This window comes from Aliivibrio logei, from assembly GCF_001691055.1.
Taxonomy (GTDB): domain Bacteria; phylum Pseudomonadota; class Gammaproteobacteria; order Enterobacterales; family Vibrionaceae; genus Aliivibrio; species Aliivibrio salmonicida.
The window spans coordinates 1-307 of sequence record NZ_MAJU01000045.1 but is presented as its reverse complement, the minus strand read 5'-3'; the positions used below and the strand labels follow the sequence as shown (position 1 = coordinate 307).

The window sequence follows — 307 nt, the reverse complement described above, 5'->3', positions numbered from 1 at the left end:
TCCAAATTGTTAAAGAGCAATGTTTCTTTCGAAACCATTTTTAAAGACTCTCAAGGAGAATACTTAAAGATGGTGGAGCTATGCGGGATCGAACCGCAGACCTCCTGCGTGCAAGGCAGGCGCTCTCCCAGCTGAGCTATAGCCCCAAAATATAATGTTATCACCAATACTTACTGGAAAAGTATTGGTGGGTCTGAGTGGATTTGAACCACCGACCTCACCCTTATCAGGGGTGCGCTCTAACCAACTGAGCTACAGACCCAACATTATGTCTCTTTTACTTTTTTAACCTAATCAATCTGTGTGA

2 tRNA genes are annotated in these 307 nt (G+C 43.6%); both read right to left on the bottom strand.

What is annotated here, in order from left to right:
* Nucleotides 1-70: 70 nt before the first annotated feature.
* A tRNA-Ala gene (locus A6E04_RS20705) sits at nucleotides 71-146 on the bottom strand.
* Between the two features lie 39 nt (nucleotides 147-185).
* Nucleotides 186-262 (bottom strand) — tRNA-Ile (locus tag A6E04_RS20700).
* Between the last annotated feature and the right edge of the window lie 45 nt (nucleotides 263-307).